This is a genomic window from Levilactobacillus zymae, from assembly GCF_032190635.1.
GTDB classification, from domain to species: domain Bacteria; phylum Bacillota; class Bacilli; order Lactobacillales; family Lactobacillaceae; genus Levilactobacillus; species Levilactobacillus zymae_A.
In genome coordinates this window covers 1,866,303-1,880,663 of sequence record NZ_JAVLAS010000001.1, presented here as the reverse complement: position 1 = coordinate 1,880,663, position 14,361 = coordinate 1,866,303, and the positions used below count along the sequence as shown (strand labels likewise).

15 protein-coding genes are annotated in these 14,361 nt (G+C 54.2%); 6 read left to right on the top strand and 9 right to left on the bottom strand.

Annotated features, from left to right (window positions below; genetic code table 11):
• The first annotated feature begins 63 nt into the window (after window positions 1-63).
• The 4 genes from RI501_RS08795 (at window position 64) to RI501_RS08780 (ending at window position 3,756) form a co-directional block, all read left to right on the top strand.
• On the top strand, window positions 64-801 hold the full coding sequence (locus RI501_RS08795) for an adaptor protein MecA (protein WP_313821820.1): 738 nt from the start codon (window positions 64-66) through the stop codon (window positions 799-801).
• Between the two features lie 250 nt (window positions 802-1,051).
• Window positions 1,052-1,900 carry an EAL domain-containing protein gene (locus RI501_RS08790; protein ID WP_313821819.1) on the top strand — a complete coding sequence of 283 codons (849 nt, stop codon included), beginning with the start codon at window positions 1,052-1,054 and terminating at the stop codon, window positions 1,898-1,900.
• Window positions 1,884-2,414: a hypothetical protein gene (locus tag RI501_RS08785; protein ID WP_313823192.1), complete on the top strand. Its 531-nt coding sequence runs from the start codon at window positions 1,884-1,886 to the stop codon at window positions 2,412-2,414. The genes RI501_RS08790 and RI501_RS08785 overlap by 17 nt, the downstream gene beginning before the upstream one ends.
• A 4-nt stretch (window positions 2,415-2,418) precedes the next feature.
• Entirely contained in the window at window positions 2,419-3,756 is a 1,338-nt protein-coding gene (locus tag RI501_RS08780) for a glycosyltransferase family 2 protein (RefSeq protein ID WP_313821817.1), read from the top strand.
• A gap of 45 nt (window positions 3,757-3,801) precedes the next feature.
• On the opposite strand, the gene RI501_RS08775 is transcribed toward RI501_RS08780, so the two are convergent.
• The 5 genes from RI501_RS08775 to alsS form a co-directional block, all read right to left on the bottom strand.
• On the bottom strand, window positions 3,802-4,260 hold the full coding sequence (locus RI501_RS08775) for a nitroreductase family protein (protein WP_313821815.1): 459 nt from the start codon (window positions 4,258-4,260) through the stop codon (window positions 3,802-3,804).
• Window positions 4,261-4,326: 66 nt separating this feature from the next.
• Window positions 4,327-4,836 (bottom strand): PadR family transcriptional regulator, encoded by a 510-nt coding sequence (locus tag RI501_RS08770; protein WP_313821813.1) that lies wholly within the window; start codon window positions 4,834-4,836, stop codon window positions 4,327-4,329.
• Window positions 4,833-5,690 carry a sialate O-acetylesterase gene (locus tag RI501_RS08765; protein ID WP_313821812.1) on the bottom strand — a complete coding sequence of 286 codons (858 nt, stop codon included), beginning with the start codon at window positions 5,688-5,690 and terminating at the stop codon, window positions 4,833-4,835. Before RI501_RS08765 ends, RI501_RS08770 begins: the two co-directional genes overlap by 4 nt.
• A 154-nt stretch (window positions 5,691-5,844) precedes the next feature.
• Window positions 5,845-6,555, bottom strand: coding sequence for an acetolactate decarboxylase (budA, locus tag RI501_RS08760; protein WP_313821810.1), 711 nt, complete (start codon window positions 6,553-6,555; stop codon window positions 5,845-5,847).
• 19 nt (window positions 6,556-6,574) lie between these two features.
• A complete protein-coding gene (alsS, locus tag RI501_RS08755; RefSeq protein WP_313821808.1) occupies window positions 6,575-8,242 on the bottom strand; it encodes an acetolactate synthase AlsS in 1,668 nt (555 codons plus the stop codon).
• 104 nt (window positions 8,243-8,346) lie between these two features.
• On the opposite strand from alsS, the gene RI501_RS08750 reads away from it, so the two are divergent.
• A complete protein-coding gene (locus RI501_RS08750; protein ID WP_313821806.1) occupies window positions 8,347-8,802 on the top strand; it encodes a MarR family winged helix-turn-helix transcriptional regulator in 456 nt (151 codons plus the stop codon).
• A gap of 64 nt (window positions 8,803-8,866) precedes the next feature.
• Here the strand turns inward: RI501_RS08750 and mnmM are convergent, their stop codons facing one another.
• Together mnmM and RI501_RS08740 are read right to left on the bottom strand one after the other, a co-directional pair.
• Window positions 8,867-9,430: a tRNA 5-(aminomethyl)-2-thiouridylate-methyltransferase MnmM gene (gene mnmM, locus RI501_RS08745; RefSeq protein WP_313821804.1), complete on the bottom strand. Its 564-nt coding sequence runs from the start codon at window positions 9,428-9,430 to the stop codon at window positions 8,867-8,869.
• The gene (locus tag RI501_RS08740) at window positions 9,431-10,075 is read right to left on the bottom strand and encodes a phosphatase PAP2 family protein (protein WP_313821802.1); all 645 of its coding nucleotides are present in this window, start codon (window positions 10,073-10,075) and stop codon (window positions 9,431-9,433) included.
• Between the two features lie 397 nt (window positions 10,076-10,472).
• On the opposite strand from RI501_RS08740, the gene leuS reads away from it, so the two are divergent.
• The gene (gene leuS / locus RI501_RS08735; RefSeq protein WP_313821800.1) at window positions 10,473-12,908 is read left to right on the top strand and encodes a leucine--tRNA ligase; all 2,436 of its coding nucleotides are present in this window, start codon (window positions 10,473-10,475) and stop codon (window positions 12,906-12,908) included.
• 76 nt (window positions 12,909-12,984) lie between these two features.
• On the opposite strand, the gene RI501_RS08730 is transcribed toward leuS, so the two are convergent.
• Together RI501_RS08730 and RI501_RS08725 are read right to left on the bottom strand one after the other, a co-directional pair.
• The gene (locus RI501_RS08730; RefSeq protein ID WP_313821798.1) at window positions 12,985-13,749 is read right to left on the bottom strand and encodes a flavodoxin family protein; all 765 of its coding nucleotides are present in this window, start codon (window positions 13,747-13,749) and stop codon (window positions 12,985-12,987) included.
• Window positions 13,750-13,916: 167 nt separating this feature from the next.
• Window positions 13,917-14,258, bottom strand: a complete 342-nt coding sequence (locus tag RI501_RS08725) for a hypothetical protein (RefSeq protein ID WP_313821797.1) — start codon at window positions 14,256-14,258, stop codon at window positions 13,917-13,919.
• Window positions 14,259-14,361 lie beyond the last annotated feature (103 nt).

Below are 14,361 nucleotides of genomic sequence, written 5' to 3'. Positions count from 1 at the left end.
ATTAAAAACGTTTAGAATGAGTATCAAGGACAATACCCAACCCATGAGAAAGGGGTGTTATTCATGGAAATGGAACGGATCAACGAAAATACGATTCGCGTGGTTATCGGTAACGATGATTTAAGCGAACGTGGGATTACCGTCCTGGATCTCTTGGGTAATCACAAACAAATCGAAAGTTTCTTCTATAGTATTTTGGAAGAAGTCGATGTTGATCACCAATTTCAGGACAACGATGCGGTGACTTTCCAAGTGTTACCAAATCGCAATGGTCTGGAATTGTTCATCAGTAAGAATGTCGACCAAGATGCCGACAACAACGATGATCAGGGGGATGCGAGCGTCGATGTGGACCACCCCGATCAAGTCTCGGATCAGTTGAAGGAACACTTACTCGAAAAAGATGGCCAAAAGGATATTTTCTCGCGGATGAAGATGCCGGCGGCCAGTGAAACGAACGATGTTGCGGATTACCTGAACGATGACGGCCAACCAACGGTGTCGCAAGTCGTTAAGCTACACTCCTTTGAAGACATGGTGAGCCTGGCGCGGGTGTTGCACTTAGATAGTGCTGCATCTAACCTGTACCAGTACAACGGCAACTACTACTTAGAGCTGATTTTCTTCACCAATGAAACTTCGCGGGAGGCCATCAAGGATGATATGGCTGTGGCGTACGAGTACGCAGAGCGGTCGAAATTAGCCGCTGACGTTCTCGCCGAACACGGTGATCTCGTGATGGAGCATAGCGCTTTAGAACTCACGCGGTTTTACTTTTTAGGAGACAGCGCGAAAGCTTAAATGATAATAATTATAAAAACGTTAGGCTGCGGTATTGGCCTGACGTTTTTTGTCGTCTCCAATATTTTAGGACAAATGATGACTGGGTGAAAAAGTCAAGCCGGTTTTACTTCACAAATTCCTTCCCAAACGAATCGTTACTCACTATAATGGTTAATGCTTAATAAATTATCCAATAATTGAAATACCAAGTTAATTTATTGTATAACCACAAAATGGGCCCACAATCGGGCGGAAAGGGGGTCCCCGCATGAGCTTGGACCAGTTGACTCATTGGTTGTTCTGGATTGCCGTCGTTGCAGCGCTCCTATTTACCGGATTGGTCACCTTTTATTTCTGGTATTCGCGGCGGCAGTCGAACAATTATCTGGAGAATCAAGACTTCGATCTGCGGTACTTTATTCAAAAACAGGTCGATTACCGGGGGCGGGTGACCGGTTACGAATGCCTCTTACGGCAACGCCAGGACGATGGCAGTTGGCGGCTCCCTAAAGAGTTAGGCTCATTACCATTACAGCGGGTAATTTTCCTGCTGGAAGACACGTTCAAATCGTTACCCAGCGAGCCTATTACCTTATCCATCAACCTCGAATACGAACAAATCGTGAGTCCCGAGTTTCGCTATTTCGTTCGTTGGGCGTTGTCGAAGATCGAACCCATGAACCTGGCGGTGGAATACACCGCGCGCAAACCCACCCAGGCCTACCAAAAGCCGTTATTTTTGCGGCGTGTCCACGAAGCCCGTCAGTACGGGATGCATTTTGATATCGACAACGTTGGGGCCGATTTGGACAACCTCCGCAACATTGAGTGGTTATTGGACGAGGTGGACACGCTAAAGTGCTCCATGCGGGTCTTTCGCAAGACCGACCCCAACGTCTGGTTGGACCTGAACCTTCAATTCTGGAATCAGCTCTCCCAACGCCGCCACATCAACTTGGTTTTAATGGGAATCGAAGACCAGGCCGACGAACATCTGGCCGAGCAACTAAACATTCGCTTACGGCAGGGGTACCGCTTTGGCCGCCCCGTCGACCCGCAAGCCGCGCACACCAAGGAGGTAACCGCCGATGGCCCAACCCATGCCACCCAAGACTGACGCCGAGCAAACGGAACGTCAGCGGCAACAACTGTATACCGACGACTATTTCGCCAAGGGCCACTGGGTCCGTAAAATCTGGCAGACGTTCGTGGCGCTACTGGGGTGGTTAGCCGTCATCATTCCCTGTGGCGTGACCATCACCGCCTTTTGGGGCGCCTATGACCCACGCGTTTGGCACATCTGGTCGTACCGAGAGGGCATCTTCGAAATCAAATTCATCGGGGCCTTGCTCCTGTTTTCCTTCGTGATGGCCAGCATCTTTGCCGTCAGCATGACCATCATTCAGAACCGCAAACGCGATCGTTTGGTCGAACAATGGCCGACCTTTAATCCCATCAACCAACGCAAGCGCAAGAACGTCCTGGACGACTTCATGGATGAGCGCTTTGGGCCGGCCGAGTTCCGGGAAAACGTGAGAACCTGCCAGGTCCAACCCGACCAGAACCTGGATACCGACCAGATTCACGACCTGTACACCCAGCGGGATCTAAACGACTTAGACAAGGAGTAACGCCATGGGAAATTTGTTTATCGATAGCCTCTTCAAGGCCACTTGGGTGGAGACCCTGGCGAATATCTGTTTACTGATCCTGTGCCTGTACCCGGTAGTTGGATCGTTTTTCTGGTTCGCCGGCTCCCTGTCGTACCGGTTCTTAAAGACCAACAAGCGCGACACCGACTGGCAGAATATCCCGGCCAACCGCCAACCAATGATCACCATCATGATCCCGGCACACAACGAAGAGGTCATGATCGAAGAGACCATCACCTACCTGTTTGAAAAATTAAATTATCAAAACTTCGAGGCCCTGGTGATGAACGACGGGTCGACCGACCACACCGCCGAAATCATCGCCCGGCTACAGGACCGTTACCCGCGGTTACGAACGGTCGAAATCGTCAAGAACAAGGGCAAGGCCCACGCCTTTAACATCGGCATGTACTTCGCCAAGGGGGAGTACATCCTGAGTAACGACGCCGATACGATTCCGGAACCCGACGCGCTGATGAAGTACATGAACTTCTTCACCCACGCGCGCGACATGAACACCTCGGCGGTCACGGCCAACATGGACGTGCAGAACCGCACGACGTTACTGGGGAAGTCCCAGACCGTGGAATTTTCCAGCATCGTGGGGGTCATCAAGCGGAGTCAGACCTCGGTCAACGATTCGATGTACGCCTATAGCGGGGCCAACACGCTGTACCGCAAGCAATTTCTGATCGACGTGGGGGGCTTTCGGCAAAACCGGGCCACCGAGGACATCAGTATCGCCTGGGATCACCAGATGATTGGCGCGGTCCCACGGTTTGCGCCCAATGTGGTCTTTCACATGAACGTCCCCGAGACCTTACGCGACCTGTATCACCAGCGCAAACGCTGGGCGCAGGGGGGCACGGAGGTCTGGCTGACCAACATCAAGAAGTTCCTGCGCCACCCGATTGCCCACCGCTACCAGTTGTCGATGTTCGTGGATTCGACGTTGTCGATCGTCTGGTCGTTTTTCTTCGTGATTACCGGCGTCGCGTTTTTACTGCTCATGGCCTATTTTGCGCTGACCGGCAACGACGAGCGGCTGTTTCACGGGTTCGTGATGTCGTTTATCTTCGTGACCTTTGAACTGTTTGCCGGGTTTATGCAGCTGTTGGCGGCGCTGATTTTAGACCACCACGGTGCCAAATTGAAGTACCTGATCTTTGCGCCGCTGTACATGTTATTTTATTGGATGGTCAATCCCATTACCGTGGTGATGACCTTCATTCCGGCCCTAAAAACCATCCTAGGCTTTGGCTCGGGTACCTGGGTCAGTCCCAAGCGTCGGTCGCTACAGGGCCAGGAGAAAACCAAATAGCCGATTGCTCGGGTGAGCAGTCGGCTATTTTTGAGGCTAAGCAGATTATTTGATAATTTTAGTCTTGATCCGGTCGGCCGGAATTTGGCGGGGCGTAAAGGGCTGCGTGGTTTGGCCCAGGGTCAGGCTAAAGACGGCCGTAAATCCGGCCGGCAACACCGTGTGCGGGATGCTGGCCAGGCCGGCCAGGTTATAATTGGCGCCTAAGCCTAAATCTTCGGCAGCCAGTTCCAGATTGTGGGCGATGATCCCGGCCGATAGTAGGGCCATGTGGTCCGGCTGGCGAGTGGCCACCACGATGACCGTGGGCGCTGCATAGATTTGAGACATTTGTTGTAGAATCTGCGGGTCCTGAATGACGATGAGGCGATAATCGGCATACTGGCCCATGCCGACCGGGGCGGCGTTGCCCGCCGCTAGGATCGTCTGTAGTTGCTCGTCGGTCAGTTGCCCCGTGTATTGGCGGACCGCTTGGCGTGCGTGCAGTAATTTTAACGTTTCCATGGTAAAGACCTCCCACGTTTTAGTTTACGCGTTTGGCACGAAAACGGGTCAAAAGAGCATCGCGGTCTACCGGTAGGTTTGCTGTAGTTGCCGGAACCACTGCAGGTTGACCCGGTGGTGTTTGACCGTGTTGGCCAGAATTCGGGAATAATTATTGGGCAGGTCGGGCGTGGTTTGCAGCGATTCCTCCGTGAGCCGAATCTTCTTTTTGGTCGCAGTGATTTGAAAGGCCAGTAACGCGGGCATCAAGTCGGGTGCCTGGTCGGCGAAGAGTAGGACCGCGTAGAAGGCCATGGCGGTGGTGTCGTTGACCCGACCATATTTTTCGAAAAGTCGGCGAAATTCCGTCTCCCCGGCGGCGGTCAACTGGTAACGCGTCTCCTTGGTCCCCGGCGTGGCGGCGGGCAGTTGTTCCAAGAGGGCCTTGGCCTCCAGTTGCTGGAGGTTGTAATAAAACGACCCCTTGGTGTAGTGGATGACGTAGTCGAAGTGCCGTTCGCGCATGTAGGTCAGTAGTTCGTAGCCGTAGGAGCCGGCTTCTTCTTTTAATAAGCCTAGGATCAAGAAGGGAATCATGCATCGGCCTCCCCGCTGCGACTGGCTTGCACGGCGGCCATGAACTCGTCAAAGGTGGTTTGACCCAGCGCAAAGCGTTTACTCTGCAGGTACAGGGCCTCGGCGGCGGTCAACGGGTGAGCGGTCAACGCTGCCACACGCTGGGTTTCGTCGGCCAATGGCGCTAAGACGTCGGCCCGTTGGTGGAAGGCCTGGTAGTAACGGACCCCAAAGCGCCGTTGCGACGGGGCGTTGAGGTGGATGCCATCCGGGTTAGCGGTCAAATCAGCCGCCGTTACGAAGTAGGCCTGGGGCAGGTCGGCGGCGGTTTGGCGAATCAGGGCATCAATCTGGGGCGCTTCCGTTGCGCTTAACCCGAAGCCGTGCTGGCCCAGAAAAGCGGGAAGCCCGCCTAAAATAATGGGAACGGCAGGTAAGTTGAGCGCCGTCCGAAGATGGGTCAGGGTGTGGGTGAGTTGGGTCTGGTACGTGCGGTAATGTTGATCAAGACTGTCATTTTCGCCCTGGTGCCAGAGAATCGCGATGATCTCGCTGGTTTCTTGCGCAAAGCGGGCTTCGCTAATGGCGTGGCGCATCAGTGGCGCATCCGGCGCCCATTCGGCGAGCGCGCTGCCACCCTCGGCACAGGGAATCAATCCCAGCGTTTCGGTGGGGTGGTCGGCGGACCAGGCTTGCGCAAAGGCGGGGGCGAGTCCCACGCCGGCGACTTCGCGGTCGACGTTGACTGGTTCGGCGAGCTGTTGCCAACGCCCGTTACGCAACATGCGTAGGTGGTCGTTTAAGATGGGGGGAACGGCGGTTAAAAAGCCGCGGCCGGCCATGTTCGATTGGCCGACCATTAAGATGGATTTCATAAATAAAAACTCCTTTAGTCTAATTGGACTAAATCATCATAGTCTAATTAGACTAACATGTCAAACCCCATTTTTAACGCATGACGAACAACGAAAAACCAGGCTCAGCCACTCGGAAATGACGAGTAGTTGGGCCTGGCTTAGTTGAGACAAATTATTCGGCTTGGTGAATTGCGCCAAGAATATCATCTTGGCTGAAGTCGTGAGCCATGTAGGCGGCGCTTTGCGTTGGCAGGTGTTGGGCCAAACTGTCGAACTGTTGCCAGGTGATTTCGCCGTCGACCGTGGCGAAATCCAGGATGTGGCCGCCAAAGTCGTGGTCGGCGGACATAAAGTGGCTGTGGAACCCGCCGACGGCCACGCCATCGAAGATTTGGGGAGAATAGTAGCTAAGCAGGGTTCCGGTGACCGTCTCCCGGGTAAAAATGCGTTGGGTCGCCGCTGTCTTGGCTAACGACTGGTAAGGCTGTGCCGATTTTTGCACGGCTCGCGTTCGCATTTGGGTGAACGTTCCCGTAATCTTCACGGAGAAGAAGGTGTTGGCACTCCGGGTTTCGGCCATGATTTGGGCCGGCAGGTCGGCCTGCCGGGCGTTTTCGACCGTCATCAGTGGCTGATAAGCGGCGAAGTGACTGTTGGCAAAGGGGAGGGTAAAGTCGGCGGAGACCAGGTTAACCTGTCCGTGACTATCGACCTGGTAGGGTGTGCCCTCTAAAATAATGAGCTCGCCGTCCAGACCTTCCCCGGTCCCAATGCCCGTGTCACCATGGGCCAATAGGTCTTGCATGGTGATGGTTCCATCGAGGAGCCCCGGTACCAGTAGGGCCAGGGTCCCGTGTTGGTATAAAGTGGTGGTGTTTGACATGACATAAGCCTTCTTTCGATTAGTTCAAGACGTCTTTGAGTAACGTTGACGCGAATTTGAGATTATCGCGGTAGTCCACGGGGATGTCAATCACGGTCGGCCCGTCCGTGGCAAATGCCTGCTTGAGCGCCGCCGTGACTTGTTCCGGCGTTTCGGCGTGTAACCCGGTAGCCCCGAAGCTTTCGGCGTACTTGGCGAAGTCGACGTTGCCGATGTTGACCCCGGAATCACGCCCGTATTTAGCTTGTTCTTGGAATTGAACCATGTTGTAGTGCCCGTCGTTCCAGATCAATTGCACGATGTTGAGGTGCAGCCGCACGGCCGTTTCCAGTTCCTGACTGGAAAAGAGAAAGCCCCCGTCGCCAGCCACGGAGACGACGTGTTGGTCGGGCCGTTCGAGTGCGGCCGCAATGGCCCAGGGAAGGGCCACGCCTAGCGTTTGCATGCCGTTACTAAAGAGCAAGTGCCGTGGCTTGTAACTGCGGAAGTGCCGGGCCATCCAGATGTAGTGACTACCGACGTCGACCGTGACCGTGGTGTCGTCGTTGACCTGGTCCTGTAAGGCCCGGACGATAGCCAAAGGATGCACCCCGTGACCCGCAGTGGTGGCGGGGACGGCGTCTTGAGAATCGAAGTGATCGCGTAAGTGGTGCAGGTGAGCAACCATCTCGTCACTAAGGGTCATGGCAGGCAGGCTCTGGCTAAGCGCCGTTAGGGTCTTGGCAATGTCGGCCTGGATGACTAGGTCGGGTTGGTAATCGTTAGAAATTTCCGGTGCGATACTATCGAGGTTGATGATGTCGCCGGTCCGATCGAGGTTCCACAGGCGGCCTTCGTATTCGACGGGGTCGTACCCCACGGTGATGACCAGGTCGCTTTCCCTTAAGATGGCATCCCCAATCTGATTACGGAAGAGCCCCACCCGACCAAAGTAGTCTTTTTCCAGGTCACGGGAGATGACCCCGGCGCCCTGGAAGGTCTCAACCACGGGGATGGAAAATTTCTGGAGTAACGCGTGAATCGCCGCGGTCACGGCGGTGCTCGACGAACGCATACCGGCTAAAATCACGGGGAGTTTAGCGGCTTGTAGTTTGGCGGAAACTTGCGCGAGGGTCGCCGCGTCGGCGCTCCCCTGGGCGATGGGGGCCAACGGCTGAATCGCCGGGGTGGTCACCGCATCGTCCAGAACATCCTTGGGAAGGGAAATGAACGTCGCACCAGCCTTGGGGGCCACCGCCGTCTGATAAGCGTTGGCAAAGGTTTCGGAGAGGTTGTTGGCGTCTTGGACCTCGACACTATCCTTGGTCGCGGCGGTCAAGAGTTCTTTGCTAGGGATGCTTTGGTGCGTGAGCCGGGCCACGTCATTGCGGGGCACCTGACCGCCTAAAGCAATCACGGGGTCTCCTTCGGACGTGGCGGTGATGAGACCAGTCGCGAGGTTGGAAACGCCGGGGCCCGAGGTTGTCGCAACCACGCCGGGTTTGCCGGTCAGTCGGCCAATACCGGCGGCCATGAAGGCAGCGTTTTGCTCGTGGTGGGTAATCACGAGTTGGGGGGTCCGGGGATCCTGGCTGTAGGTGAGGAGGTCGAATAGTTGGTCGACCTTGGCCCCGGGGAGGCCAAACACGTATTTAATGCCCTGATTGATCATGGATTGTAGTAGCGCTTCAGCACCGTTAATTGTCATGAGTAAAGTCGTCTCCTTGTTTAAGCAGTGATCACATGTTATGGTTTAAAGATAGAACGCTTATGTTGATTTGTCAACACGCAAGCAGCAAAAGAGGCAAAACGATGAAAAATATCGGCTATTTAGCGCAGGATATTTCGATCCTGCATCGGCAATACTACAAGGATACCAAGCAACAGTTTGACGATCTTAATCTAAATCCGACGGCAGCCTGTATTCTGTTAACGGTGGGCGATTATCCTACTATTACGCAGAATCACGTGGCACGGTTATTGGTCGTTGATAAGGCCCTAGCTACCCGGGAGATTAATAAGATGGAAAAGTTGGGTTATCTGAAAAAAACTAATGGCACGGGGAAGACCAAGTTGTTAACCCTGACGGTTGCGGGGCAACAAGTGGTCACCACTATCCAGCGGATTCGGGTCGGGTGGTGGGAACGGCAATTTGCAACCACGGGGATCACGCCGGAAAGTCCTTTAATTGCGGCAATTGAAACGGTGGTGGGAACCATCGTGGGGCCGGATATCGCGGCGGCCCGGCAGTTAGATGATCAAGATTAGTAGGTCACACTAAATAGGCTGCCACGACCGCTGAGCGGTCTGTGGCAGCCTATTTTTAGGTTAGTTAACGTCGTTCAATGGCCAGGAGATAGGGTGGTTGGTGCACTTGGTTGATGAATCCGTACTGGAGTACCTGGTAGGTTTTCTGCGGCAACGCAGTGCAAAAGTCGCGGACGGCTTGGGCTTCGGCGGCACCCCCGGGATGGCCGGAATACACCACTAACAGCAGGCGTCCGCCCCGCATCAGGTGTGGGAGCAGTGCGTTGATGGCCGTTAACGTGGTCGTTGCCTGGGTAATGCGGTGCTTATCGCCCCCCGGTAAGTAGCCCAAGTTGAAGACGGCGCCCGCTAGTTGGGTATTGGCGAGATATTCGGCGGCGTGTTCGTGGCCGGTTAAATGGAGGTCGACCCTAGCACTCAGACCAGTGAGGGTGAGTTGGGTTTGCGTGTGTTGCAGGGCCACCGCCTGGACGTCAAAGCCAATGACGTGGCCAGCGGGGCCCACCAGTTGGGCGAGAAAAACGGTGTCGTGACCGTTGCCTACCGTGGCATCGACAACGGTGGCTCCCGGATAAACGCATTCTTTGAGGAGAAAATGACTATAGGTTAAGGCGTTGGGTAAATTCATCTAAAGTTCGCTTCCTTTGCGGGTGAGAGCCCACTGTGTCAGGGTCAAACAACAGAACCCCAGTAACCAACCGCCCAGAACGTCGGTGGGATAATGGACACCCACGAAGACGCGGGAAACGCCAATGGCGACAATCCAGAGACTGGCGAGGCTAATGATCACCGATTTCCACACGGGATGATTGGCCAGATAGTAGGCGGTCAACACGATGACGGCACCCCACAGCAGCATGGCGGTAACCGAGTGACCGCTAGGAAAGCTGTAGGAACTGGCGGCCACTAGTCGGTGGACGGTCGGTCGGGGGCGTTGCACTAGGTTCTTAATCACGGTGTTACCTAATCCGGCCCAACCAGCGACGTTGATCAGAATCATTAAGGCCGCTCGGAACCGGCGGGCAATGACCAGAACGGCAAGTAACAATAGGGTGATCCAGACGACGCACCGGGGATTGCCCGCCGAGGTGATCATGATCATCCCTTGGGTTCCAGCTGGGGCTAGGGGCTGACGAATCAGGTGAATGAGGTGAGTATCGACGACAGTCACCCAGGCTTGGTGAGTCGTGACGCCCCATAAATCAATCAAGAAGAGTAAGCCGGCGATCCAGGTGAGACCCCAGCGCCAACGGGAAATTTTCGGCACAATCATCGATCCTTTAGGTTAAATTTGATGAGTCAAGTATAGCATAATCGATTCAAGAAATTTGCCGGGAAAACTACCGGTGTCGTCTTGCTTTTCCCGGGGGGGTTTGCTAAGATTAGGACAATTACCGATTAACACTGAACGTTGACGAGAAGTAGTAGCAATGCCGGGGTATCTAGAGAGCGGATGGGGCTGAGAATCCGTTACCCGGGTGGGCGAACTTATCTCCGAGTGGATCTGCCGTAAGGTGGGCGTCTGGCGCCGTTATCCGCCACTGAGTCCCAGGTATTGGGAAAACGTAGGTGGTACCGCGCTCAAACGCCCTACAGAAATTGGCCAATTGGCGATTTCTGGGGGCTTTTTTTGACACACAACGTTGACTTAGAGGAAAGGAAGCGTCATTTTGGCATACAAACACCAAATTATTGAACGTAAGTGGCAACATTACTGGCGGGTCAACGAAACCTTCAAGGCTTCGGATAACACGACCAAGCCCAAGTATTACGTCTTGGATATGTTCCCTTATCCATCCGGACAAGGCCTGCACGTGGGGCATCCTGAAGGGTACACCGCAACCGACATCATGGCCCGTTACAAGCGGATGCAGGGCTTTAACGTCTTACACCCCATGGGGTGGGACGCGTTTGGTTTACCAGCCGAACAGTACGCGTTAAAGACGGGGCACAACCCCAAGGACTTTACCGCCCACAACATTAAGAACTTCAAACGTCAGATTCGCTCGTTAGGCTTCTCCTACGACTGGAGTCGCGAAGTTAATACCACCGACGAATCCTATTACAAATGGACGCAATGGATTTTCGAACAACTCTATAAGAAGGGTTTAGCCTACGAAGACAAGATCATGGTTAACTGGGCACCCGACTTCATGGGGGGAACCGTCGTGGCCAACGAAGAAGTCGTCGACGGCAAGACTGAACGGGGCGGTTACCCCGTTTACCGCGTGCCAATGCGGCAATGGGTCTTACGGATCACGGCTTACGCCGACCGCTTGTTGACCGACCTAGACGACCTGGATTGGCCGGAAAGCATCAAGGAACAGCAACGTCACTGGATTGGTCGTTCCGAAGGGGCCAGCATCTTCTTTAAGATCGCCGACCACGCCGATGCGCAAATCGAAGTTTACTCGACGCGGCCCGATACGTTGTTTGGGGCGACCTACATGGTCTTAGCGCCGGAACACAAGCTGGTCGATGAGATCACCACGCCGGAACAACACGACGCCGTACAAGCCTACAAGGAAGCCATCGAAAGCAAGTCTGACTTGGAACGGACCGACCTGAACAAGGATAAGTCCGGGGTCTTCACCGGGGCCTACGGGATCAACCCGATCAACGGCAAGAAGTTACCGATCTGGATCGGCGATTACGTCCTGGCATCTTACGGGACCGGGGCCATCATGGCCGTTCCCGCCCACGATGACCGGGACAACGACTTTGCCAAGAAGTTCAAGTTGCCGATCGTTCAGGTCATCGCGCCCGCAGACGGCAGTGACGTGGACGTGCAAACGGCGGCCTACACGGGCGACGGTAAGCACATCAACTCCGACTTCTTAGACGGGATGGACAAGGCCGAAGCCATGACCGCGGCCACCGACTGGTTGGAAGCCCACGATGCGGGCCACAAGCAGGTCAACTTCCGGCTACGGGACTGGATCTTCTCACGGCAACGTTACTGGGGCGAACCGATTCCCGTTATCCACTGGGAAGACGGCGAAACCACGTTGGTTCCGGAAGATGAATTACCGTTACGCCTGCCAGCCGCTAAGCAACTCGAACCTTCGGGAACGGGTGAAAGCCCGCTGGCGAACCTGGATGACTGGGTCAACGTGGTGGATAAGAACGGTCGTAAGGGGAAGCGCGAAACCAACACCATGCCACAATGGGCCGGGAGTTCATGGTACTTCTTACGTTACGTCGATCCGCACAACGACAAGATGATTGCCGATCCGGAGAAATTAAAGTACTGGATGCCCGTTGACCTTTACATTGGGGGCGCCGAACACGCCGTCTTGCATCTGCTGTACGCGCGGTTCTGGCACAAGTTCTTGTACGACCTGGGTGTCGTGCCAACCAAGGAACCGTTCCAGAAGTTGGTCAACCAGGGGATGATTCTGGGGACCAACCACGAAAAGATGTCCAAGTCCAAGGGGAACGTCATCAACCCCGACGAAATCGTGGAACAACACGGGGCCGATACCTTGCGGCTGTACGAAATGTTCATGGGACCGTTGGAAGCTTCCAAACCGTGGAGCACGGAAGGTATCAACGGCTCTCGCCGGTGGTTAGACCGTGTCTGGCGACTGCTGATCGATGACAACAACCACTTACGGGATCGCGTCACCATGATTAACGACGGTCAACTAGATAAGATCTATAACCAAACGGTCAAGACCGTGACCGAAGATATCGAAGCCATGCGCTTCAACGTGGCCATTTCCCAGTTGATGGTCTTCGTCAACGAAGCCTACAAAGTGGACAGTCTGCCATTGATTTACATGGAAGGCTTCGTCAAGTTGATCTCGCCAATTGTACCGCACATCGCCGAAGAGTTGTGGTCCCTGATGGGTCACGACAACACGATCGCCTACGCCAAGTGGCCGACTTATGACCCGAAGCAATTGGTCGAAGATGTCGTGGAGATGGTGGTTCAGGTTAACGGTAAGGTCCGGGCACACCTAAAGGTGGCTAAGGACGCCGATAAGGATACCATTGAACAGGCCGCTTTAGCGGACGACACGGTTAAGACCCACGTGGATGGCAAGACCATCCGCAAGGTCATCGTGGTGCCCGGTAAGCTGGTCAACATCGTTGCTAATTAAAAATTAACGTCAAAAAAACACCACTTTTCGCCGAAGGACGCTTCGGTTAAAAGTGGTGTTTTTAATGATTTTGAGGTTACCGCCGCCGGTGACGAACGAACGTAAAGAAGTGTAGCAATCCGGCGAGTAAGACGTAGAAGATGACGACAAAACTGATGTAGGTCAGCCAGAATTTTCCGGGCGTGAAGACGCCTAACCACCAGGCTTGTAGGCCCATGGTCACTAGCGCCATGGCGGCAATCATCACGAAAAGCAGTATGTAGCGTTTCAAGGTATTATCATCCTTTCGTGGGCGGTGTGCAATCTTGTGCCCCCACCGGGTGCATTCACGCAGCTTCTCCGGACGGGGGGTCGCCGTTCCCCAGGTGCCGGTCCCGACAAACTCACCCACCTTAATCAGCCCGGCGCCGGTCAAAATTCGGTCGATCGTCACGAAAGTTTGATCGGTGATGCCGGTAAAGAAATTGTCTAATGAACTAATGAAGCAGGTGGTCATGCTCAGGTAATGTTTGTTCTGGTACTTACCGGGCAACGTATCGCCCACCGAGTTCATCTTCACTAACCGAAACCGCATACAATCGAAGAATTGCTTCATGACCCCGGGCAATCCACCCCAATAGGTGGGGGTACAGATAATCCAAAAATCGCTGGCTGCCAACTTGGCCTCTAGGGTATCTAAGGCCGGACACGTTTTTTCGGGCGTATCCGGGTAAATCTCGTAGTCTCGTAAGAAGACCGTTTCCACCTGGGCGTCGGCGGGTAAGGCGGCGAGCACGGCCTGTAAGTAACCGGCAGTAATCCCCGTTTCTTCGTGGCTCCCCAGTAAAGCTAGGTAACGCAAGCTCATCCCCCCATTCGTTAAGACTGTAACTAGTCTACTACAAAAACGGTGGCTAGCGCAATGAAGAAGACCCTACAAAGCCAGTGTTATCAAGCGATTAGCGAATCTTTAGTTCCCAAAGGTAGGATGAAAAAAAGACCGAGTCGCCCCGGTCTCTCATCTATTTTTTATTGGAACAGTTCCGTGATGATGGCAAAGAAGCGGTGTCGAACCACGTCGTCTTCACCAGCCTTAGAGAACTGGTAATGTAGCAAGTGACGGTCAAATTCACGGAAGAAAACGTTGGCCATCTTGTGATAGTCGCTATCACTGGTCTGGTCGATCCGCTTAAAGCTCCGCCAAGTTGCGTAGAGTAACTGCTCGTCAGGGACGTCCTTTAATTCCGGGAATCCGCGACGAATTCGCTTAGTCATCTGAATGACTTCATGTGCACGCTCCGGGGACATTTGCATCTTCGGGGACATTTGCATCTTCGGGGTAGCAGTTGCTCCAGATACTATTTGTGCCATACTGGTCTGCCTCCTAAAAAAACGCTCAGTGTGTCTAACAACTAACTTCCTATACTCTAGAATACCACTGTTGACGCGATTCGGTAAATTGAAGGCCGCTGAA

Bases quoted from the DNA above. Each gene is read 5' to 3' on its own strand.
- budA (WP_313821810.1), bottom strand. From the start codon at position 6,555: ATGTCAAACACCACCACTTTATACCAACACGGGACCCTGGCCCTACTG.
- RI501_RS08725 (WP_313821797.1), bottom strand. From the start codon at position 14,258: ATGGCACAAATAGTATCTGGAGCAACTGCTACCCCGAAGATGCAAATG.
- RI501_RS08775 (WP_313821815.1), bottom strand. From the start codon at position 4,260: ATGGAAACGTTAAAATTACTGCACGCACGCCAAGCGGTCCGCCAATAC.
- RI501_RS08795 (WP_313821820.1), top strand. From the start codon at position 64: ATGGAAATGGAACGGATCAACGAAAATACGATTCGCGTGGTTATCGGT.
- RI501_RS08750 (WP_313821806.1), top strand. From the start codon at position 8,347: ATGAAAAATATCGGCTATTTAGCGCAGGATATTTCGATCCTGCATCGG.
- RI501_RS08740 (WP_313821802.1), bottom strand. From the start codon at position 10,075: ATGATTGTGCCGAAAATTTCCCGTTGGCGCTGGGGTCTCACCTGGATC.
- RI501_RS08780 (WP_313821817.1), top strand. From the start codon at position 2,419: ATGGGAAATTTGTTTATCGATAGCCTCTTCAAGGCCACTTGGGTGGAG.
- alsS (WP_313821808.1), bottom strand. From the start codon at position 8,242: ATGACAATTAACGGTGCTGAAGCGCTACTACAATCCATGATCAATCAG.
- RI501_RS08765 (WP_313821812.1), bottom strand. From the start codon at position 5,690: ATGAAATCCATCTTAATGGTCGGCCAATCGAACATGGCCGGCCGCGGC.
- RI501_RS08770 (WP_313821813.1), bottom strand. From the start codon at position 4,836: ATGATTCCCTTCTTGATCCTAGGCTTATTAAAAGAAGAAGCCGGCTCC.
- RI501_RS08790 (WP_313821819.1), top strand. From the start codon at position 1,052: ATGAGCTTGGACCAGTTGACTCATTGGTTGTTCTGGATTGCCGTCGTT.
- mnmM (WP_313821804.1), bottom strand. From the start codon at position 9,430: ATGAATTTACCCAACGCCTTAACCTATAGTCATTTTCTCCTCAAAGAA.
- RI501_RS08785 (WP_313823192.1), top strand. From the start codon at position 1,884: ATGCCACCCAAGACTGACGCCGAGCAAACGGAACGTCAGCGGCAACAA.